The sequence below is a fragment of the Candidatus Nitrospira nitrosa genome, from assembly GCF_001458735.1.
Taxonomy (GTDB): Bacteria; Nitrospirota; Nitrospiria; order Nitrospirales; family Nitrospiraceae; genus Nitrospira_D; species Nitrospira_D nitrosa.
Window position 1 is genome coordinate 457,953 of sequence record NZ_CZQA01000010.1, and the last position, 22,576, is coordinate 480,528.

At 56.3% G+C, this 22,576-nt stretch carries 12 protein-coding genes and 1 tRNA gene; 6 read left to right on the forward strand and 7 right to left on the reverse strand.

Annotated elements, in window-relative coordinates; genetic code table 11:
• Nucleotides 1-88: 88 nt before the first annotated feature.
• A tRNA-Arg gene (locus COMA1_RS16565) sits at nucleotides 89-164 on the forward strand.
• A 113-nt stretch (nucleotides 165-277) separates the two neighbouring features.
• Here the strand turns inward: COMA1_RS16565 and COMA1_RS16570 are convergent.
• The 5 genes from COMA1_RS16570 to COMA1_RS16590 all read right to left on the reverse strand — a co-directional run bounded on the left by COMA1_RS16570 (nucleotide 278) and on the right by COMA1_RS16590 (nucleotide 15,162).
• Nucleotides 278-811 carry an IS630 family transposase gene (locus COMA1_RS16570; RefSeq protein WP_090750581.1) on the reverse strand — a complete coding sequence of 178 codons (534 nt, stop codon included), beginning with the start codon at nucleotides 809-811 and terminating at the stop codon, nucleotides 278-280.
• Nucleotides 786-1,106, reverse strand: a complete 321-nt coding sequence (locus COMA1_RS16575) for an IS630 transposase-related protein (protein ID WP_245631137.1) — start codon at nucleotides 1,104-1,106, stop codon at nucleotides 786-788. Before COMA1_RS16575 ends, COMA1_RS16570 begins: the two co-directional genes overlap by 26 nt.
• A gap of 237 nt (nucleotides 1,107-1,343) precedes the next feature.
• On the reverse strand, nucleotides 1,344-2,615 hold the full coding sequence (locus COMA1_RS16580; protein ID WP_090750586.1) for an ammonium transporter family protein: 1,272 nt from the start codon (nucleotides 2,613-2,615) through the stop codon (nucleotides 1,344-1,346).
• A gap of 256 nt (nucleotides 2,616-2,871) precedes the next feature.
• Nucleotides 2,872-7,896: a Tc toxin subunit A-related protein gene (locus COMA1_RS16585; protein WP_090750588.1), complete on the reverse strand. Its 5,025-nt coding sequence runs from the start codon at nucleotides 7,894-7,896 to the stop codon at nucleotides 2,872-2,874.
• A 138-nt stretch (nucleotides 7,897-8,034) separates the two neighbouring features.
• Nucleotides 8,035-15,162, reverse strand: coding sequence for a SpvB/TcaC N-terminal domain-containing protein (locus COMA1_RS16590; protein WP_090750590.1), 7,128 nt, complete (start codon nucleotides 15,160-15,162; stop codon nucleotides 8,035-8,037).
• A 559-nt stretch (nucleotides 15,163-15,721) separates the two neighbouring features.
• Here COMA1_RS16590 and COMA1_RS16595 point away from each other — a divergent pair.
• The 5 genes from COMA1_RS16595 (at nucleotide 15,722) to COMA1_RS16610 (ending at nucleotide 20,638) form a co-directional block, all read left to right on the forward strand.
• Nucleotides 15,722-16,690, forward strand: coding sequence for a FlgO family outer membrane protein (locus COMA1_RS16595; protein WP_090750592.1), 969 nt, complete (start codon nucleotides 15,722-15,724; stop codon nucleotides 16,688-16,690).
• A gap of 213 nt (nucleotides 16,691-16,903) precedes the next feature.
• Nucleotides 16,904-17,707: a bifunctional hydroxymethylpyrimidine kinase/phosphomethylpyrimidine kinase gene (gene thiD, locus COMA1_RS16600; RefSeq protein WP_090750594.1), complete on the forward strand. Its 804-nt coding sequence runs from the start codon at nucleotides 16,904-16,906 to the stop codon at nucleotides 17,705-17,707.
• Between the two features lie 65 nt (nucleotides 17,708-17,772).
• Nucleotides 17,773-18,549 carry an alpha/beta hydrolase family protein gene (locus COMA1_RS16605; protein WP_090750596.1) on the forward strand — a complete coding sequence of 259 codons (777 nt, stop codon included), beginning with the start codon at nucleotides 17,773-17,775 and terminating at the stop codon, nucleotides 18,547-18,549.
• A gap of 264 nt (nucleotides 18,550-18,813) precedes the next feature.
• Nucleotides 18,814-19,233, forward strand: coding sequence for a hypothetical protein (locus tag COMA1_RS20675; RefSeq protein ID WP_141654382.1), 420 nt, complete (start codon nucleotides 18,814-18,816; stop codon nucleotides 19,231-19,233).
• A 325-nt stretch (nucleotides 19,234-19,558) separates the two neighbouring features.
• Nucleotides 19,559-20,638 carry a type IV pilus twitching motility protein PilT gene (locus COMA1_RS16610; RefSeq protein WP_090750598.1) on the forward strand — a complete coding sequence of 360 codons (1,080 nt, stop codon included), beginning with the start codon at nucleotides 19,559-19,561 and terminating at the stop codon, nucleotides 20,636-20,638.
• A gap of 161 nt (nucleotides 20,639-20,799) precedes the next feature.
• Here the strand turns inward: COMA1_RS16610 and COMA1_RS16615 are convergent, their stop codons facing one another.
• A complete protein-coding gene (locus COMA1_RS16615; protein ID WP_090750600.1) occupies nucleotides 20,800-21,498 on the reverse strand; it encodes a hypothetical protein in 699 nt (232 codons plus the stop codon).
• A gap of 86 nt (nucleotides 21,499-21,584) precedes the next feature.
• Entirely contained in the window at nucleotides 21,585-21,908 is a 324-nt protein-coding gene (locus tag COMA1_RS16620) for a hypothetical protein (RefSeq protein ID WP_090750602.1), read from the reverse strand.
• Between the last annotated feature and the right edge of the window lie 668 nt (nucleotides 21,909-22,576).

Below are 22,576 nucleotides of genomic sequence, written 5' to 3' on the forward strand. Positions count from 1 at the left end.
TCAGGGATGGCAGATTCCACTGATGTTTGGTTTAATTTCTCCTGCCCCCCGACCAAACACCCAATCTTCTTCAAAATATTCTCGATTCGCGCCCGTAGCTCAATGGATAGAGCATCTGACTACGGATCAGAAGGTTACAGGTTCAAGTCCTGTCGGGCGCACCAACCCACCCAGCTTACCCTCTTGATGTTTTACTGACGGATCTGAAGCCCATTAAATTCAGTCCTGTGGGGCGCACCAAACAAAACTTGCTCGACCCATATAGCTAAGCCTGTAATCAGTGATAGGCTTTCACAATGTCGTCGAGGGTGGCCTGCTCCTGATACTCCCGGCGCTTCTTGAGGGCGGCGAAATCATGTTCGATAGGGTTCAGGTCTGGAGAATACGGCGCGAGGAACAGCAGGGTCGCGCCTGTTTGCGCGATGAGCCGCGCCGTTTCCGGCGAGGCATGAAACGCGGCGTTGTCCATGATCACGAGGTGCTGAGCATTCAGACGCGGACACAACCTCGTCTTGAGCCAGGCATTGAAGACCGCCGTATCGCAGGTCCCATCGAACAGGTACGGTTCTTCGAGTCGCCCGTCCATACGCGCAGCAATCAACGAGGTGCGTGGCCGTCGGTGCCCGGAGACCAAGCCGTCCACGCGCTGGCCTTTCGGTGCATACCCATAGCGCCGCGCCGTCGACGGAGCAAACCCACATTCATCGATGTAGACGGGTTGTTTGCCGCGGCGCAGGAACCGCTCGCGCAGACGGAGGAACCGTTTTCGTTGAAGCGGGTCGCGCTCATGGTACCCCAGTCTTTTTTTTATGGGTCACCGCCAGTTTGCGCAGTGCGTTCCAAATACAATATCGGGAAACCTGGAAATGCCGAGCCCGTTCTGCGTGCGTCCGGTCAGGGTGTTCCTCTACATGACGGCGCAACGCGTCCCAATCCAGCTTGTGGGGCCGCTGTGGACCGGGGCGCTTGTAGGTCACGCCGCCAGGCTTCAGCCAGCGGTACACGCTCGCCTCACCCACCTGATACCGCCGAGCCGCTTCGGCCTTGCTGCCACCACTTCGAACAAACTCTACCACCCGTTGGCGCAAATCTGAGGAGCATCTCATGCCCACATGATCGCACAACTCCATCTCGACCACTATCAGTAAATACAGGCTTAGCTATAACCTGCCCAAACAAAAACGGCTGGGAGAATAGCCGTCCCGTTTCAGTACTTGACCGAACCGCATTTATAGGAGTTGGTGGGAAATGAGCCTGGACACAGAGTTCCACATGGTAGGAGGTCCGGCTAGTCCAGACCTCCCACCATGTCATTCACAGGCAATCGGAAGAGACCCTGCCGCTTACGTGCGAGAGGCAGTCCGAGCAAGCAGCTCTTTCTGCAACGCGTTGATATCGGCCTTCGCACCAAGCGCCAGTTCCTCAACCCGTCGTTCACTCTCCGGCCCTGGTACATGTGAGAATTCGTGGCAATCTTCGTAGGCCTGCTCAGTGGTCCCAGTCGCTCGAATCACGGCACCGGCGATAGCCCCTCCGATAATGGCGATCCCAAGCGTCATGGCAATCCCCACCAGTTGAACGCCGGCCACGCCAGGCACGACAATGATCGCCATAAGTCCGCCGAGTAGCCCAGGCATCCCATGCAGGTTGTGCACGCCGCATGTATCGACGAGCTTGATCTTCGATTCGAGCATCGGCTGGATAAACACATACCCAATGACCGACAAGGCACCGGCCAGCAATCCAATACCAAACGCACCGGTCGGACTGACAAGGTTACAAGTCGAGCCGATCGACACCCCACCGGCCAATGCCGCATTGGCCATATCGACCATCGATGTTTTCCCATGGTGGAAATGGGTGCTGAGGAAATAGGTTGAGAGCGTCGCCCCGCTCAGAGCCAGAATCGTATTCACAACAGTCTGAGGCATTTGTTCAAACGGCACAATCGCCGTCGCAAAACTCGGCCAGAACAGCCACAGCACCATCGATCCCAGCATGGCAAATCGATCGGAGGTCGGATCGGATTCAATCGGCTGACTCCGCTGCACCGTCGTCGTCAGGACCAATGACGCTGCCAACCCAAAGTAGGCCCCGAACGCATGGATGACAATTGAACCAGCCGAATCCTGAAACCCTTTGGTCAGCCCAGCGCCATTGTCCAACACAAGATATTCGTTCAGTGCATAGAGCGGCACCAGCAGCAACGTGAGCAGCGCATATTGAAAGACCCGCAAACGCCCCAGCACCGCCCCCATCGCAATCAATGCCGTCGCTACAGAAAATTCAGCGTACAGGAGTGCATCGACCGTGTGCGCCTTCAACTCATGGCCCACCACCCCATTGGCCCGCAATAACATGTACAGAGGGAGTCCTGTTGCAACCACAAGATAGGTACCGGTCGTCGCACCAAAGCCATACCGGCGGACAAATACCATCAGAAATCCAAATCCCACCACCAGCATGGCGAGAATGTGGATCGAGTAGTTGTATTGCGCGACCAGGCGTGCCTCACTGACGGCACCTGCCGGCTCTTCGGCACCGACCCAACTCGTGAGACACAAGAGAAACAGACCCGCTGCACTGAGCATCTTTACACAGAAACTGTTCGGCATGGAGGCCTCCTTAGGACAGTAGGAGTGAATGGGGGGATCTAGGGGTGGCAGTGTACTCTACAGATAAGCGTGCTTGTCAAACACGGACGGGAGGTGGCACAGAGACTCAACGACCAAGATGGGATGATGCAGAAGAGGTCTGGCAGGAAATAGCTGATATGTTAGAGAAAATACAACGTCCGTGGCCGTTTCAAGCCTTCCGGCACACCTCGGAGACGGAGGTTTCTCATCACCTCCGTCTCCATCATGCTTCGTATCATGGCCAGGCTGGAGTCACACCACCCACAGTCAGCACCAACACGACATCCAGAATCGATTCGTCCTTGAAAGCTTGGCGGAGCGATGGGCTATTCTCCAGTTGCAGCGTCCAATCACCAACCGGGTCCCGTCCTACCAATCGCTGCCACGGTGCCCCTCCTGGACGTCGCGTGCTGATGACGCCACCCTTACTGACAGTTTCCCCCGCCGTCACCGTATCAAGTCCCGGAATCGTGTGCGCGAGCGACATCACCCGCACTTCTTGCAGATAGCCATCCGCACGGACGCAGAAGAGCGTCACTTGCTGAATACGGACATCCGTGACATGAAGTGGGAAATCCTGGCGCATCACCGGCAGCGTCACCTGCATCTGCCTAGCCGTCTCGACTTGTTCAGGATGATTGAGTTCGTACCAGGCATCGGCGAATTGGTCCCGGATACTGAAGGCACGGTCCCCGGAAAAGGATCGATCGAGGTCTCGTATCACTTTCTGACGATAGTCCACGCTGTTCAGCGCGGTGTATTCGAACGTCAGTAGGACATCGGCGATGGTGCGATAGTCAAATGGGTTGGCCGGTTTCGGCAGCTCCAGCCGCCACACGGTGTCGACACCCATCCCTTCAAAGGGGAGCAACATGCCGTTTTCAGGTTCCAACTCGAACATCCCGGTTGCATTCAATGGGGATGTGAAGGCAATCGTTTCCGGTGAGCGACTGAGCGTGACGGTAGTAAATTTGTCACCCGCCACCACGGTGCGTGAGAGTCCCGAGGCTGACAAGCTTGCGCGCACACCCCGCACCGGCGGCACCAAGGCGATCAGGGAGACTTTGACCCGCTTCACCAGCCGCAGGTAGTGGCCGGGGAATTCCTGATCGAACAGGGCTTCGGGCGTGGCAAAGGTCAAGACACCGGTGTCACGAAATTGTTGGAGCTCCTGAGCGCCCAACTGGGCCAGCGATAGAGTTTGCGTCATGTGGAGTTTCCGCTTATCGGTATCGAACGCATATTGATCCAGTCGATAGATGTCCTGTAACAGCCGTGCGGATCCGGTCAACCCTCGACGGTCGGTCGCCTCGGTGCCGGCACCGGCCGTCGTGTCGATCCAGTAATCCACCCGTACGAAACCAGGCGCCGGCTCTTGGCGTTCAAACGCTAACTGCGCTTCGGCCAGCTGCGCCAGAGCCGTTGCCTGCTGCAGGAAATACGCGTACACGCCACCCAAGACACCGCTCATCCACTCGAAGAGCTCGGCATTGGTGAACTTGTTCGCTAAGAAATTCATCACCGCTTCGGCATGCTCGAGTTGCAGAACGGCCAAGGTTCGTTCCTGTGTCGCAATCTGCTGCTGATTCTTGGCGCGACGAATTTGATGGAGACCGAGTTCTCGGTCCTTGGCAGCCAAGTTCCGTTGCAGCTTCCAGTCTTCCTTTCGCCGCTCAAAGCTGGCCTGAGTCTGAAGCATTTGAGACGTGACAGAGGCAGCCGAGGCCACATGACCCAACCCGTCTCCCGCCCAAAACTTCCATCCATCCTTGAAGGCAGCCCAAGTATGGGCAGCGGCAGCCACGCTCATTGCTCCAAGAGCTGCCCATTCCCACCCACTGACGCCATTGTCAAGCAGTCCATCAAAGTGATCGTACTGAATCTCCGCACGTTGTTTTTGCAGTTCCGCTTCATCCGTCAGAAGAGCGGCGTCGGCCACTTTCAAGTTCGCCAGACCGATAGAGTTTCCTGCCACATGAATATCATGCTTAGCTTGAAGCTGCCGGTACCGTTCTTCGTCGCCCTGTTGCAGGGCTGAGAGATAGGCACTCTCAATCTGCTGGGCAATGCCGACCAGATTCTTCGCTCGCTCAACTAAGAAGGCATAGCGGTACTGGCTGGGGAGGAATGTCGCCCCCTCGCCGGTCTGGATTTGCACGTCGCGCACACCCGCGATGTTCATCCCATTGTGGATCTTGGCCAGATTGGTTTGAGCATGCAACAACAGTGACTCCCACACCGGATTGGCGGGGAATGGGATCGTCGGCCCGGTTTCTGGCCGAAGGTCTGGAACCGCCAGGAGGTCAAGAGCCGTTTCGTACAATGTGCGGGCATTAGCGACCGATTCCGCCACATTCCTGGCAAACTCCAGATCGGCATAGGCAAGGAAACAGCGCACGATCGCCATCACCGTAAATCTGGTGTAGACATTCTTTCGCCCGACCAGTTTCTGATTCTGGTCAATCGACGTGCGCGCCACGACATGGGGATTCAGCTCTTCGGTCAACCATCCTGGCGTACGGCTGTAGGAGGACGGAATGGCCGCCTCCATCGTCAGCCCCGGATAGCGCTTCCGCTGATCCAACGGCAATTCGAACGCATAGACGGTTTGGTACCAATCCAGTGCTACCAAATATTCGCGGTCGTCCTGTAATCGCTGCGCGAGGGCCATCGGCACCAGCCAAAAGACTTCGCGCAGATATTGTGGGATGGCATTGGGATCGGTGATGCCGCTGAACAATCTTGTGATTAACTCTTGCCGCTTCCTCAGCTCCTCTGCCGACAATTGCTGATCGGTCAGCACAAAATCAGCCGGTAGGTTTACCGCTGGAGTGCCAAGTTCGTTGCGCAACCTCTCCACATACTGTCTCGCCAAATTGCGGGCCACCTGTGGTGTCATCTTGGGAGTTTTCCGCAACGTATCGATCAACCCATCCTTCCCGATGAAGGACTGCGTCGGAGACAGAAGACCACCGGTCGAGACATAGAGGTTCGGGAACAATTGGTTTTCCGGATAGGCAAACACCCGAATCGCCGCCAGCCACGTTCGATAGCTACCCATCCAAACCCATTCCGGATCAAAGCTGGTCTCGTTTATGGTCCAAGCCCCACCAGTTCCCACCGGCAAACGACCGGCCCGTACCGAGAAGAGCAAGCCCTGCAGCGTTTCGATCGCCTGCTCCACCCGCGTAGTCTTGCTGTCGGCATGGGCGCGTAAATCGATGAGCAACTCCCGACTCAGACGTTCGGCAGTGTCAGCAGCAGTTTGCGGAGGAGTCTGCCGTTGTCCTATCAGGTCCAGCAGGGCATCGCGAAGACCAGACAGTGTCAGGGCTTCAGCCGCAGCAATGGCTTTCTGGTAGCTGACCAGCATCGTTTCTCGCTGCTTGGCGCGTGCCAGCAAGGAGCGACGCCATTGGGAATAGGCCCGCAGAGTCCCACGCCAGGCCGGAATCGCGACCGTCGGTTCGCTGGCACCGGCGAGCAAGACGCCAGGATCCTGCGTGAGGCCGATCTGCCGTTCCTCCACACGCCACTGTCGGAATAGGCGCCGTTTCTTCACTTGTAGAACGATTGCAAAGACATCCTGCCATTCAGACTCCAACAGACTGCCGGTCACCAGTAAGGCACGACTCTTGGCCAGAAACCGGAACGCCTGCAGATCGAGCTGATACCGGTCCAATTCGATTATCAGATTCTCACCTTGCGCATCCCTGGCTGCCAAGGCCGGCAGATCCAGAGCCGGCAACCCCTCGACAATGTACGTCTTCACGATGTGGTCGAAGCGGGCCAAAGGCGCCGTTTGAGTAGCCGCATCCCGCTGGATGGCGACCACCGTGTCATCGATCCACTTGCGACGGGCAGTCCAGAGTGCAAAGACCGGATTCGTGGCGACACGATTCGCAATATGGACCTGGGCGATCACGTCCGGCTCGAGAATCGGCAGCGCACCGCTCGCGGCATCACGAGTGCGGGCATCCTCCTCCAACCATAGCGTGATCAACGCCGCACTCTGCCACTCCGGGAGTCTTGGAGCCGCAGCCGGCAGTTGAAGCGGATCGGCTATCGCTGTCGAGCGATACCCAAAGAACTCTTCCAGCAAGGCATCCGTGACGGCCTCCGTCGGCCACGTCATCCGATCCAGACGATCCGGCCTGCTGCCCTCCAAAGAAAAGCCCAGCCGGGCTGCCAAGGCTCGGCGCTCAGACGGTTCCGCCAATCGCGCCAGCCGAAGTTCGTCATAGGAGGTCCCGAGTTCACGTAAGAGATGGTGGTACGCCACCACGCGGAACCGTTGATCCGGCTCCACTGGGATGGTCTGGTTTTGCGACGCCAACGCCCGACGCAGCACTTCAATGGCAATTCGCGGTTGTGCGATCGGCTGGTTGGAAGACTCATACACACGCGAGGCTGTCAACTTGTCGTAGGGTTGAAACAACCGGCTTGCCAATACAGCTGGGGTAGGCCCCGTGCCGCTGCCGATCTTGATCTGCCGCTGCGCACAGTCCATCAGTTCGCGGAGGTAGGTTGTGCTGGTAAATACCTGTGCAATCTCTGTGGGCTCAAACGGTTTCCGAACTGCGATCGTCTTGATGTCCTCAGTAGAGGGGACTGAAGGGTCTCCCGTGGCTTTCACCGTTAATTGAAAGGAACCATATTGCAATGGAATCGTTTTACTCCACTCGCTCCAGTCTCCCTTTGGATTATCGACGTTGGCAAAAGCCCCGTTGTCGATCTTGTACTGCACCGACGTGACGGTCGACGCTCCATTCCTCGCAGTCCCTGTGATTCTGGCCAGATACGGCAGCGTGTCCGTTGTGACCGGTGACGTCACCTGGACCGTGAGAACGGGGGGCTTTTGCTGAAACACGACGGCATGCTCGATATGACCTCCCCCCCCCACTTCCCACTGCCCCAACGGCTGATAGCGGTTCTGCATATCCGCGGATGCTGTCACAAAGATCGTCAGCGGTTGACCGCTGGGCGTACTGGCTGGAAAGGACCCCGCACATTGCCAAGACAGAGCCCCTGTCATCGTCGCCTGGACGGACGCCCCGCCAAGACCGAATGTCACCCACACGCTGGTGACTCTCGTGACCGTAATTTTGGGATCCGGTGCTCCAGTATCGGTACGAATCGGCGAAACCGATCCGCTCACCTGAACGTGTTCCGCCACACGAGCACCGGCCATCGGACTGAGAATGGTTATACCTAACCCCGCTTCGACAGTTTCTGCTAAGACCTCTTCGATGATTGGCATGTGATTATCCTCCTATTGATACCCATCAGACCGGTTTGACTCGCAAATGTGAATAGGCATTGATGTCGCCCCTCTCATCTCACGTAATAACGCAATCGCAGTAACGCTCCATCTAAATAAGGAAGCAGCCAATTATTCCTATTTGCTTGTTGGTGCCTGGAAAATAGTTTTCATAACAGCCCCAGAAGGAGGTAACCCACAAGCTTTGAGTACTTTGTCTGCAGATGGGTATGCACTTCCCAGCACATCCCAAATTGCCTGTGGCATTTTTTGGCTCCCGGCAACATCACCGGGACTAGGCAAAGCGATACGTGACCTAGGGTGTCCATGGGTAACTCGAATATCGCTTCGAGAGACTTCTAATCGTGCTGATGTCGGACCACCAACCGTATCAGTGTAAGTTCCGTCGTGATGGGTAACCCTTCCCTTTTCAAGGCCGAGGGCCTCCATTTCTTGCCACAAGGCAACCTCAGCAGGGTCCGTAGTAATTTTTGAAATAGCCCCTGGCACTCTTACAAAGTTACGCTTTATATCTTGACTCAAGACTCGACCCACGAAAGATTTTGCAGGTCCAATCACCGAGGGTCCATAGTTGATTACGTTCTGTAAGACAGCACCAGTAGTTCCGCTAGGATCTATCATATTCGCTCCATGACCAAGTCCCGTTGTTACTGTATGCATCACCACTGCTGCTTTCGCAGTATTGATCACACCAATAGTGCCGATAGATTTAGCTAAACCTGCCCCTCCAAGTGCAACCTGGTGTACAACTCCAGCCGCAACGCCAACTTTGTATTGGGTACTTTCGTAATCGATCGAGCTGTCAACGTCCGCTACCTCTCTGACTTTCTGGGTCAATCCAAAAGATACTGTATCTCCGAAACCTGCAACTCCCTCATCTACCTTGATTTCGTCGTCTAGGACTTCGACAGTACTTCCTAGTCCACAACCTTTGCTGCCAGGCCAACAGAACTCCCAGTCAGTGCCAACCGTATCTGTTCTATTGAGCGGATTGCCGGAACAATACATGCAAACATTAACTCCACCTTCTAGTCCTATCGGATCCGCATTTACCCATCGCGCCAGCCAGGCGGCATAGTAGCGGGCAGCGTGATAGTTGAGACCGCTCTCTTCATCCCGCTCCTTACCGGTGAAGCGATACCGCTTTTTGGTGAAGCTGCCGAAGCTGGTTTCTCCATACGGCGTATATTCCTCGCGATTGATCCAAACCCCGTCGACGCCGACCACGACATGACTGCTCCCCAGATGATCTGCCAGGTGATATTTCACGGCGGGGCTCGCATCGTCTGGAAACGGCGTGCCGACACGGACAACGGCGATACGCGCTTGGTCATCCATCACATGCAGGGTGTTGTTCTCCTGGACCGTGGTGCCCTGCACCATACGGTGGTACTCAAAGAGGCCCCCCGCATAGACCGTCACGCTGTACTGGCCACCTTGTTTGCGCACCAGTTTCTTCACTCGCATGCCGCCGGCATCGTAGCAATACTGCGCATGCACAGAGGGTTCGCTGCCCGCGACCTGCGTACGGAAGGTTTTCAGTCGGTCACTGTGGTCCCACTCGAACTGCCGCATCTGGTGCTCGCTGAGCATGTTGCCGTTGGCATCGTAGACATAACGGTAGCTACTCTGGCCGATCGTCATGGAATCCAAGCGATTGTTCCCCGTGGCCGTCGCAAACAGTCGGTTGCTTCCCACTCCCGCTCCCTGATGCTTCAGCTCCTGCATATTGCCCAGCGCGTCATACCGATAGCGCTGGGTATAGACGCGCGCGCGGGTCACATCGGTACAGCGCGGTTGATCCATCCAGGGCGGTGCCTCCGGTGCTTGATCACACTCCCTTCCGGTCGCGGACAACAATCGATAGATCGGGTCGTAGTCAAATTGCCGGAGCAATGCATCGCCGGAGGCCAGCAACTGCGCGAGTCTGCTCTCATTGACGATCGCTGCGGAGGGATTGTTGATGATCCCGCTACCTGGCGTGCGGTCGAGGATCTGCAAGATATTGCCGACCAGATCGTACCGGTAGGCTAAATCTTGTAACGGTTCACCGTTTGGTTGGAACCGGTCAGGCTGTGGTTGACTGTAGCGCTCCGACCGCATACGCATCAGCCGGAACGTCTTGTCGTCATAGGCGTAACGAGTCATCAGGCCATTGCCATAAGCGATCAGCACCCGCTGGCCTTTGGCACTGTAGGCGATCTGCTGGACGTACGTCTGGCCGTTGAGTATGACCTGCGCCAAGGCACCGGCTTGGTTGTAGACCAGAAGCAATTCTTGCCGCTGGCCGGTGACGTCTTGTGGATAGAGTGCGCTCTTAATCCGATTGAGGGCATCGTAGCGGCTGCTGGTTTCGTACAGGGCGCTATCCAGCAGGGTTTGCGCCTGGGCTGCTAGGGAGACGTTGGCCGGAGCCTGCCAATCCACGCGATAGGTTTCGATGGCCCAGTTGCGTTGAGCTGCATTCTCATAGGCCGTCAGCAACTTGGCATCGCTCAACACCTGCCGGCTCTGGCTGACTGGATTGCCCTTGAAGTCGTACCCGGCAACCGTGACTCGCCCGGCTTCGTCATATTGTTGATAGGGTTTGCCCAGCAGATTCTTCTGTCGGGCCGCGTCCGTGGTGAATCCAGACTCAGGCCGGTCACCATAGATCAGCACTTGACGGAGAGTCAGCGGCTGATTCAGTCCATTTCGTGCCCAGAGTCGATTGGGACGATTCCCTTCATCATAGCCATACAGGATCAACGCGCCTTTGCTGTCGCGGCTCTCAAGCGGATTGCCGACGGCATCAAGGACTGTGCGACGCAACCCTGCATCAATGCTGTCACTTCGCCAGGGTCGATTGGCCAAGTCATGTCCATACCGAAACGCGACTCTGCCCATTGCATCCGTCACGCTGACCAGATTGCCCCGAATGTCGTAGTGGGATCGGGTGACCAGCCAATCAGCTTGCGAGCTGCCGTTCCTGGCAATGGCTTGGACGGTACGGCCCAAGGCATCGATGGCGATGCTCGCCGGCGTGTTCGAGTGGGTCTGATAGCCTCGCGCCTGCTCCGCATGGGTGCGGCCCGCGTTGTCGTTGGCGTCGTAGGTGTAGGCTTCCCACGGCGTTGGTGCAAACTGCTCAGGAGTTGCCAAGTCGGTCGGGATCCCGTATATCACCCGCTGCTCAGAGCCATCCGGGTTGAGCGTGCGGATCACCTGACCGCGCGGATCGTAGATCATCACGGCTTTTTTCCCGAGCTGTGCCTCGCCGGGAGCGGAGTAGCTCCAGCCTTGCGAATAGAACGGCTCATATTGCTCAACGACCCGTCCTTTGTTGTCGTACGTCTTCCAACCGCTGACCAGTACATTGGGGTGCTGTGAATCCCCGTTGCGAATCCCACTGAATGCCGCGCGAGACCCCGCGTCATCGGCTTGATCGACCGGGAGGAGACCACCCCCAAAGTTTGCATCACCAAACCGGATCTCTTCCGATTGCACGCGGGTCTGTAGTAGACGGCCAAACCCGTCGGAATATTCCACCGTCTCGATGGTCTCATCTCGTTTCGAAAGCGGCACATCCGTCTCCGTATCGTGATGCTGATATCGGCGGCTGCGGGCGGATACCGGCAGACCCCGTTCGCTGAATGCCAAGAGGTCGTAGCTGAGTTCCAGACTCGGCCTAGTACGGTCTCCTTCCGCCGCGTTGGCTTTGCCCTGTATGAACGTCGCCTTCACAAGACCCAGCGGCGTAAAGCGAACGCGCTGACTATTCTGGTTCGCATCAACAACCACCTCCGGCTGCAGCACGCGATAGTCGTATTTGGCTTCTGTGCTCAGCCCCAGGGGATCAGTGACCCTGATCGGGAGCAGGTGATACTTGTCGTATGAAATAACCGTCCGCCGCCCCAGCGGGTCATGCTGCTGCATGAGCAGACCGCGCCCCTTGCCATTGGCACCGCTGACTTGGAAATCATAGAGATGGCTCGCGGCCATCACGAAATACCCCTGGGCCGAGATCGCACCGGGGCCGCCCTTTCGATAGATATAGCCGGCCAACATCGGGAGCTTGCGAAACTCCTCCGGATAGTCAGCGGTCCACACCGGCGTCCCTGGCTTGAGATACGGTGGAAGCTCTGGTGGACTGGTCTGGCTTTCGCCGCTGCGATACAGATCGGCCAGCAACCCATCCGTGAGGACAAGGTTTTCCGAACGCACTAATGCGCCGTACTCGCCCAGTTGACCAAACGGCAGCCCCTGAAACCCAGGCCCGTCATAGAAGCTGATGGTCTGGCCGATCAACTGTTTGACCGCGCCGCCGGCTTTGACCGTCTCCCACAGCGTGAAGACCGAGGACTTCCCGTCGTTGACGATTTCGTAGGCGCTGGTTTTGGCGACTCGATCGATCAGATAGCGTTGTGAGTCGTCGCGCTGCAGATAGGTCGTTTCGCTGAAGATCGCAAGATAGGGCTCACTGCTTGCCGCCGCCGACCGGTACTCGCGGCCTCGTGGCACGGCAAGACTGAGTTGCCATAACAGGCGACCATACTGGTCATGCTCCCCCATCATGGTGAGTTGGGTCTGCGAGTCGTCGCCGCGTTCCCATTGCGTGGTGCGTTGAGCAAGGGGAAAGCTGAAGAAGATGGCTCGTCTGTCACTGCCGGTTGCGGGCGGCACTTCCTCTCGAACGCCTTGTAACTGTTCCGTCACGGTATAGGGCCGTGCCTCACGCTCCGTTCCGTCCAAGGCATACAGCTCCGCGCGCAGCACCGTCCCACGAAGGGCACGCAAGGCATCTCGTTTTCGACGCCTCGGCAAGGCCTCGAGCTGCGCAGTCATCTCTGCGGGTCTCGTGAAGACCATCGGATCGCCCGGCCAATATTCCTGGCGGTAGTCGAGTTCATCCCAATCGCCGAACTCGTCACCAATCGGTCCTTGATGAAACCAGGTGCGGGTTTCCAGTGGTGGCGAGAACTGCCGCTCTGCCACCGGGAGAAATGCCGGTCCGGCGTGCAGGCCTAGTCCATGAAACTGGTCGAATTGTTCCGTATCGCGTTGATCCACCCGCCCGAAGCCCCGGAACTCGCGCTCCGCACCGTCCCAATACCCATGATGGTAGGAGTACTCCGTGGTGAGTTTCCCATGAGAAATCTGATCGACAACCTCAACCTTCGCAACCACCTGGACAGGAAACGGCAATGGAGTCTTCCAGCGTGTGGAAGGTGCCTCTTGGTCCTTGAGATAGAACTGTACGGAGGAGACATAGCCGACCCGCGTGAGGGCCCCCATATGATTGCCCATCTCGGTCATCATATAGGGTTTGATCCCACCGGAAAAATCCAAGTAGAACATGGTGGGGCGACGTGATCCATCAGCATCGCGGCTCCACAACACACCTCGATTGCCATGACCCAGCACATCCACTAAACGCACCGCGTCCATGTCGGTGACCGGCGGGGTTCCAGCGATTTCGATCGGCTCGCTCCACGCATTGCCACCCTGATTGATCCAGAGCCACACCTTTCGATCCCCGACATACACACAATCGGCCAAGCCATCGCCGTCCACGTCGTCGATGAGAATGCGTTTGGGGTCATAGCCATAGGGTAACCGTGGACTATTGCGCATGACGATCTGCTGACCCCAGTCGCCATATCCCATGTTGGGCCAGTAGGAAACATGGCCGTCGTACACGAGTGCGATGTCCTGGAGCCCATCTCCGCTGAAGTCCCCCCATTTGACACGAGGATCGGAAAAACTGACGTTTGGAAACTCGGCGAGGTCACGACGTTCGACGACACGAGTCTGGTGCCATCCGCGTGTGGGATCATTGAAGAAACATTCCAGGCGATTGCCCGAACGGATGGCGTCCGTCACGCCGTCCCCGGTCAGGTCAAGCAGCTTGACGTTCGGATCGTCGAGACGAAAACTCGGTGCGGTCTCATACCGGTGAAAAGATTTTTGGTCCCACACCCCGTCAAACCGCAATGGAAAGTAACCGGACAAACCTTCTCGACTGACGAGCAATTCAACGCGACCGTCCCCGTCGGCATCGAGCATCTGCACACCTGGGTCAGCCAAGAACAAACCGGACGGTGACTCAGCCATTGTGCGTGGTCTATCGAAGCGGCCGTTTCCCAAATTGCGCCAGTACCGCACGGTGCCGTTCATTTCGAGAATATCCGGCAAACCGTTCCCGAATAGTCCAACCAGTTCATATTCCGGTCGCGCCAACGACCCGGACGGCAACTCTGCTCCCTGCACGGCACTGAACGTTTGGTCATTTGGGCTGAAACGGCTATACCCGAACGTCAACGGCGGTAAAAACTCCGATTGGGCGCCATCATGCCCCTCGACTCGAACGCGGTGGAGTAGTGAGACCTTATTCAGGGGTTTGGGGACGTTCTCTTGCTGATCCAGATAATCCAGATGATAGGTGCGAGTCAGCCGTTCCTGATCGGCCAGAGTGTAGATGCGAATCTTCGTACAGCGACGCACGGTACGAATTTCAAACCCGGCGCGGTATTCTGAGAACGGATCGGGACGCTCATCGTAGACAAATTGCACCCGGATGAGAAACTGTGGATTGGCCGAATCGCCATAATCCACATAGCGCATCTCCGACACATACAGTTGATCCCAGCGATGGGGACCATCGTTCCGCACCGCATCACGCTGATAGACGTAATCGATGCGGTTGCCGAACACGTCGGTCGTCCGGCTGAGCTTCCAAGCGAAGACACGGTTGGTCCGGGCAGGATCTACAATCGCTGCAGGATCGAGACCAGCCGGCGCTGGGGTGCCGTAGACGCTGGTGAGACCATCCTTACTCTCAACTCGCCAATAGTCTTGCGAGGCATCGTGGTGATGGATGATTCGTGCAAACAGTCCTTCCGTACGAGGCCGATAGCGGGTTCGATCAGCTTGTACATCAACCGCAACCAGATCCTCTGCCCCAGACAGCACGAAGGTATCACGCGCATCGACGTACCGCGGCAACCCATCCGACGTCTTACGCGCCACCCCTGGCACATTCAGACTCCAGCCGAGTCCGAACGGGCCGTTCCCGTTACCGGTGCTATAGACAAGACTCACTTCTGGTTGGAAACCGTTTCGTCCTGCAGGGAGGGCGATCGGCACGGAGAAATTGCCTGTCCCAGTATGCAGATCCGGCGAGAACTTTTCTCCGATGCCGCGCACGGCACCACCACCCTGAGGGAGCGAAATGATTTGGCTTGAAGTCCCCGACTTGTTACTCATTGCGTCCTACCACCTTTTTTATACTTGTGGTGCATCGCATGTCCCTTCCGTTCCCCGGTAACGATGGTCCATGACTCACTTCGATACGCGAATAGATCAAGATACGTACCAATGCGATTCCCATTGCTGTCTGTATATTTTTCAACACTTTCCGAGATTCATGCTAAATTCTTGCGGTTCGTGGCATATCTAAAAAGATATGTCGCTTATCTAAAAGGATACGATTGCTAGGAGGAGGGGATTACGACTGAGACGTGTGGCTTCGCTGATCCGCAGAACCATTCTCGAGGGAAGATGGTGTCGAGTTCAAAGATGAAGCAGTAGCTACTTGGATAGGAGCAGAGATCGATCGAGGAGAGCGCACAACCTATCGCGAGAAAGGTTGGTATGGCAAGGAAACTGAACCCATCGCCTCCATTCCATCAGCGACTTCACATTCGTAATGATCTGAGATTCCTCAAATACAGCACGGGAACAAGCACCACGGGACTCCGACCATGAACCGGTTTTTGTGGCCCGCTAGACACCGGCATCATGCTGAGTATAATGACAACCATTCATGCGTATGATTGGCTTGCTGCTCCTTCTGATCACCCTTGTCTTACCGTTTCCCTTTCCACCATTATCATGGGCGTCTGCGAGTTACGAAGACAGCCTCAAACAGTTGGCAGAAGATGTGACAGAGCGAGCTGCCAAGGCGAAGAAGCAACGCCTCGCCGTGCTCGACTTTACCGACTCACAGGGTGAACCGACACCGGTTGGACAATTTCTCGCCGAAGAGCTTGGGACACAAATCATGGTGGCAGGTGAACTGACCACAGTCGACCGCACACTGCTCTACTCAACCATGAAAAAGATGCAGCTTGAGCACATCGATCCACCCCACGCCAAGGCGGTCCGGCGTGCCGCCAAGGCCATACGCGCCGACCTATTCGTATCCGGCACCTACAGCGAAACACCCGAAGGCCTACAAGTGACCGTCCGGCTGATCACGCCGAAACAGGCTCAATCGATCAGCGCCACCCGCACGATCTTCCCGAAAACCGGCCCCCTGAGCACGTTCTTCAAAAAGGAAGATGTTCTCCCTGGAGCACTGCCCGTCGAGCAGCCGAAAGAACCAGCCCCACCGCTCGGAATAGGAACGCACCGAAACGACGCGTATGAGTTTATCATTACATCGATTACACGACTAAACGGCCAGGTCAAGCTGGATGTCACGGTTGCAAATCATTCACTGCGTGACCTCAAGCTGCTCTGTCACTTGCAAAACACGGTGCTGAAGGACGAACATGGAAGCGTATGGCATCAGACCGTTGCACAGAACCGTGAAGGCCTCTGTACGAGGGGCATCGAACTGTCTCCTCGTCGAAAGCAGCGCGCAGTTTTCATATTCACTCAACCGTCGACCGCCTCAGGTTCTAAGTTCGCATTATTGTTTCATGAGCAGTTACCAAGGCACGATGCCTCATTTACCATCGATGGATTGAGATTGGAACCAATTCCTAGTCCCGGAGCAGTCGTGCCTTAGCAGATTTCAGAGACAATCGGTTTTTGCCAACAACGGAGCTGGAGTGTTCCGTGCGGCATTCACACCACAACAACGTGAGGATGCTCAAAAAGACCGTCCGGCAAGGCCTCAGCGAGCGAAGAGGTGAGGCGTACGCTTCGGTACGTTGAGCCTCTGAGTGGGGCGAGAACGACGCTGGCGGAATTTTTCAGCATCCGAATTAGAGAGCGACCAATGCCACAGACCATCAAGCAAGTCCTGACGATTGCCGGATCGGATTCCGGTGGAGGAGCCGGCATTCAGGCCGATATTAAAGCCATGTCTGCCAATGGTGTCTTCGCCATGTCGGTCATCACGGCCATCACCGCTCAGAATACCGAGGAAGTGACGGACGTCTTTGAGTTGCCACCGAGCATCATCGCCTCCCAACTCGATGCCGTCTTCGACGATTTCGATGTCGCTGCCGTGAAAACCGGGATGTTGTCGTCGACGGCCATCGTGGAGATCGTCGTCAAGATGCTGACTCTTCAAAAGATCGCCACCCTCGTGGTAGACCCGGTGATGGTCTCAAAGAGCGGCCATCCCCTCTTACGACCCGAAGCCGTCAACGCCGTAAAGACGCAGCTGCTGCCGCTCGCCTTCGTGGTCACTCCGAACATTCATGAGGCTCAGCAGTTGTCGGGAATCCAGATCACCTCCTTGGCCGATGCACGACGAGCCGCAAAGGTCATCCATGGATTCGGGTGCAAGCACGTGCTGATCAAAGGAGGCCACCTGCTCAGCGAACGGGCGACGGATCTCCTCTACGACGGCCGGTTCTTCAATGTCCTGAAGGGCGAGTTCATCGAGACACGCCATACCCATGGCACCGGCTGTACGTTTGCCTCTGCGCTGGCCGCGCACCTTGCCAGAGGTCGTTCTGTTTTGGATGCCGCACAAGCGGCGAAGGCCTACGTCACGCAAGCCATTCGGCATGGCTTGGCAATCGGCCACGGCCACGGCCCGACTGATCATTTTTACTTCTTGGAGCGGGAGTGACAGACCTCGCTTACAATCTTGGTCTCGCCTCTACCCACCCACGCCAACTCTGGTAGAATGCCCTCGTGGAAGAACGCTTCTCCTTTCTTGATCCCCAGGGACATCGAGTCGCCTCGATTGTGACCCTCCCTCCAGGAGGAACGGACAAGATTGCCGTCTTGTGCCACGGGTTTTTGTCCTCAAAAACCAGCTCAACGAATAAGACCCTCACGCGGTTGCTGATCGACCATGGAATCGGCACCTGTTGCTTTGACTTCTTTGGGCAGGGGGAAAGCGACGGCCCCTTCGAACAGATCACCACGACCCTCGGAGTGCAGCAGGCACAGGCCGCCATCGACCTACTGAAGCAACAAGGCTATCGACGGATTGGACTGATGGGATCGAGCTTCGGCGGGCTGGTTGCAATTCTGACGGCTTCTCAGCGGACCGATCTGGCTTGCCTGGCACTCAAATGCCCGGTCGTCGATTTCGCGGAGGAATTACGCTTGGGATTCGGGGACGATGAGATGGCACGATGGAAGGCAACGGACACGATTCCCAATATCATGGGTGGTCCTGACCGAATCCGGCTCCGCTACGCCTTTTATGACGATGCTCTGCATCGAATTGCCTATGACCCTGCACGGTCGATCAACGCACCGACCATCATCGTCCAGGGTGACAAGGATGAGCACGTCCCGCTTCATCAGAGCCGACAGTTGTACGACAGGCTACAGGTGAAGAAACACCTCGAAATGCTCCCAGGCGCCGACCATCAGTTTACAAAGGGTGAGGATTTCAAGCGGATGACGACGGTGATCACCGACTGGTTGATTCAGTACCTTTCTAACCAGCCAGACTAACCAGTCTCCATTAGTTTTGCTGCTGAGAAGCCTCACCCTGGCAGGAAAGCTGTACCAATTGGTTCACCCCTACGGTGGCAATTCGTACAGACTGGCAAGTTACCCGCGGCCATTCTTGTCACTATCTGACACAAACGAAGCATAACGCAGGGCTTCGATCCGGCCTCGTTAGTCCAGCTCTGTGCGCGCGGCTAGCATGTGGGTTGCATAACCCCCTGATTTCTAGACTGTGTTCCGGCCCTCTGGGAGGGGGGATCCATCACCATGATTGACGTTCACAAATCAACAGTTCTCCCTCTATTGATGATGCTGGTCATGCTCTCCTCATGGCAGGTTGCAGAAGGTGCCGACGGTGGGCGTGGCCGGCACAGCCTGATCCATCGTCCACAGATTCACCCAGCTCCAGCCCTCACACCAGCCCTTTCTGAACCTCAGTCTCAACTCCAATCGTCTCCCCCGTCGCGATCAACACCGTTGCAGTCCGTTCATCGAAAAGTCGTGAAGAGACCAGCGACACCTGTCTCACCCGTGGCGGAAGTCTCGCCAGTAGATCCCGGCAATTGGGCACCGATTGATTCTCCACCAATCACCTCCCAATCCTACAATCCCGAGGATGCCCTACCTGAAGCAGAAATGTTACCTCCACCGGAACCACAAGAGTCACCCAACACCGACGCCCGATAAGCTTGGGCCAGTCCGCATTATTCATGACGGTTCGTCGCCTATCGACTAGCTCAGAGTCCCGAGCACCGTCGAAGAACGAAATCACCAAGCCGCCTCGTGAGACCGTCGCGCGGATCCCAGACGAGCTAAAACGTACTCGTGCGGTACGTCGAGAGTCCGCGGAGTGAGCCCGCAGGCCGCCGGCCTGTCGCAACAACGGATCGGCGATTACGGCCGAAGTGTCCATATATACCGTGGGCTAAAGGCTTGTCCAAGATCTGAGTTTCATTTGTCGATACAACAAGAATCCGTATACTACAACGGGAAGGACAGGAGGCTGAGCACGATGCCCAAGATAGATGAACTCTTCCGCATGATGATCGAGCATGGGGCCTCGGACCTGCACTTGATTGCAGGACAAGCCCCCGCATTTCGCATCCACGGTGAGCTGGAACGTCTCCCGGGGAATGCGATCCTCGATAACCAAGCCCTCCATGACCTTCTCTACGAGATCACGCCAGGACCGAAGAAGGAAGTCTTTGAATCAACAGGAGATGTCGACTTCGGGTATGAGATTCCCGGAGTCGCCCGCTTCCGCTCAAACTTTTTCAACCACAAGCACGGCATTGGAGCCGTGTTTCGGAAGATTCCAACGACCATCGTCTCCGCCGAAGACCTCGCGCTGCCGCCGGTATTGACGCGCGCGGCTATGCTACGCAAAGGGTTGGTCCTCGTCACCGGTCCGACCGGCAGCGGAAAGTCCACGACGCTCGCAGCCATGGTCGATTATGCGAACCGCCACAGGAAGGACCATATTCTCACTGTTGAGGATCCGATCGAGTTCGTCCACCAGAGTAAGAACTGCATCGTCAATCACCGTGAAGTCGGCTTACACACCATCACGTTTGGATCTGCGCTGCGGGGAGCCCTTCGGGAGGATCCGGATATCATTCTCGTCGGGGAAATGCGGGATCTCGAAACAATCGCCTTGGCCGTCGAAGCTGCGGCAACCGGACACTTGGTATTCGGGACACTCCACACAGAGAACGCCGCCAAGACCGTGGACCGCATCATCGAAGTCTTTCCCGCATCCGAACAGCCGCAGATTCGGAATACCCTTTCCACGGCCCTGCGTGTCATCGTTGCACAGAACCTCTTCAAGCGAATCGATCAAAAGGGTCGCTGTGCGGCCCTGGAGATTTTGGTATGCACCCCAGCCGTTGGTAATCTCATCCGAGACGCGAAGACGTTTCAGATTGCGTCGCAGATGCAAACCGGGAAAAACATCGGCATGCAGACGCTGGATGATGCCATTCAGGATCTCCTCACAAAAAAATGGATCTCGCCGGAAGAGGCCTATGAAAAGGCGATCGACAAGAATCGATTCGCCAAACTCCTCAAAACCCCACCGGATGCGCTCCAATAGCCTTCCAGAGAGATCCCCTACAGAGCGCTGCCCCGCATCCTTCGTGACGGTTCGCTGCGAATCACGGATCTCGTGAAGCGTCGCAGCGGCCTGTTGGCCCACCTGCGCGCCACCTGCAACTGCAGCAGAAGTGCCCATGAGTCAAGCATGGTTGGAATAACTCAGGGATGCTGAATTTCTTGGAGGACGAACTGTTTTGGGAGGAGTACCGGCAGGATCACCCCGATGGGATCACCACGTTTAATCGTCGTCGGCTTGTGCAGCTGTAACAGAAAATTGGCCGTGAAGGCTTCATAGTCGGACAACCAGGCATACTGATTCGGCGTGCGCTTGTACTCCTGTGTTTTGATCCCCTCCCAAATAGAAAACGTCCGGTCCGGGTAGTGATAGAAATGGTTGGGCAAATCCTTCATCATCAGGCCGACATGCTTGGGATAGTAGAGACGGACTCCGCAACAGAGCTTTGGATAGCCGCTGTTCAGAATCAAATCGACATACATCCCGGTGAAGCTCTTGTACCCCAATAGTCGCTCTTCCGGCAAAATAGGCGGCGACTGCCACTGAACTCCGGACGCCGTGCGCCGAAGTTTCACGTCGACCGGACAGCGAATCAGCCACCCATAGTTCCCTACCGTCCTGACCGGTCCACAGTCGTCCGGCAACACCTTGTATCCGCTGGCCGCAAGTGCCCGCTGCTCCTCCAGCGCCATGTTGCTCATCATTGGCCGATGCGGATGGAAATCTAACTTCAGGCGCTCCGGCGGAAAGGCGGTGGAATATTCCCGCTCCCAGTAAATGATGACCTTGTCGGCTGCGTCATCCGGCCCTACTGGTTCTCGCGACTCTTCTTCCATGGGCATTAACAGTAATCGATGACGGCAGGCTTGTACAAGAGGCTAGAAATGAACGCAAAAAAGGTGCCTGAACTTCATAGGACACAAAGAACTCACCGGGACGTGACCTTGAATGTATCGCCAGCCATGATGAGTCCCTCGGTCCCGTTGGCGAGCTTGACCTTGAAACCGTCATGCGCTTGGCCGTGATACACCGCCACCACATTGGCCGTCTCACCAGCCTGGAGCGTCGTAATAACCTTCCCCGGCTCAATGTTCACGTTCGGGTCTGGCGCAGAAGCGGCCTGCGTGATGGCATAGACTTCCGTTGGCTTCTCGATCACCAGAATACTCTCATGATCACTGCAGCCAACAGAAACGGCGGCGTACAGAACGAGGAATGCGATCACAATGGCACGATCACACAGTTGTTTCACAATACTCCTCAACCTTACGATGGCCTAGACTGCACAGCTGGGCAGGAACCTGACTACCATGAGCAAGGCACTATGTGACTATCGCTCTCACCCGCCACACTGAGGCCCTTCCCACGCGACCTTTCCCCGCAATCGACGAATGCTCTCTTGTCTCTTGACCTTCATGAGCAACCGAAGTCCCTCCTCGACTACCGCCTTTTTTAGTCGGGGGCTCCGTAGCTTTCATCTCCTGTCGCATAAGGCTGTTACCTATCACAATACTTTGAGGCATGATACCTCTGCGAAATGCGGTGTACAGAATGCCCAATCCTACACACTCATACAAACGGGAGCAATAAGGGAACATCAGTGCCCCTGCAGAAATGAGAGGCTAGAAACGAGATGGCTCTGTATACATCCCATCGTTTCCAATGAGAATCAGCTTCTAACATTGGCTCCCATCCGTTTCGGGTCAGAGACTACCACAGCGTCTTGGCTCTGAATGACTCCACGAATATAGTTCTCCACATCAGGTACGCGAAGCTACCCGCCAGAGCATTGCCATGGGAGGTATCCGACCTTAGACCTTCCATCCCGCTCAATTCACGATTCACCCCCAGCTGAATACTCCCATGATCCCCTTCTAGACAAAACATTGACGAAATAACTCTCGTACAGCGTCAATCTTT